We start from the raw sequence: 481 nt of genomic DNA, 5'->3' as shown, positions 1-481 counted from the left end.
GTAACAGGCCGTTTGTGTTCTCATTCAGCCCCCGCTCATGCGACGCATACGGGTGGGCGAAGTACGTTTCTGCTTCCAGCGCCTCCGCTATCGCCCGATGTTCACTGAACTCGCCACCGTTGTCGAACGTGATGGTGTGGCAGACATCTTTATAGCCACTCAGCATCGAGATGATGGCACTGCTGACTTCACCCGCATCTTTGGATAACACCTTTTTTGTCAGGTAGATACGGCTCTTACGTTCAGCCAGCGTCACGATGGCACCTGTCCCTTGTGCACCCAGAACCAGGTCCGCTTCCCAGTCACCCAGGCGGCTACGCTCATCAACCACGGTCGGGCGCTGCTCGATGGAGACGGCTCCCGGTATGCGGCTGCGCTTAGTCCCGTAGCCCTTACGGTAACGGCGTTTACCCTGCCTCAGATGCTTGTACAGTTCGCCGCCACTGGCTTTATCAGCCTGAACATGCTGGTAAATCCACTC

The 481-nt window shown here is 57.0% G+C and carries 1 protein-coding gene; it reads right to left on the bottom strand.

The features are described from left to right. On the bottom strand, nucleotides 1–481 hold a 481-nt coding region (locus tag ACSZPU_RS26290), incomplete at both ends, for an IS30 family transposase (protein ID WP_499004566.1).

The organism is Phytobacter sp. V69, assembly GCF_965644215.1.
Lineage (GTDB): Bacteria > Pseudomonadota > Gammaproteobacteria > Enterobacterales > Enterobacteriaceae > Phytobacter.
The sequence above is the reverse complement of the archived record's forward strand: the minus strand, read 5'-3'. Positions and strand labels throughout refer to the sequence as shown.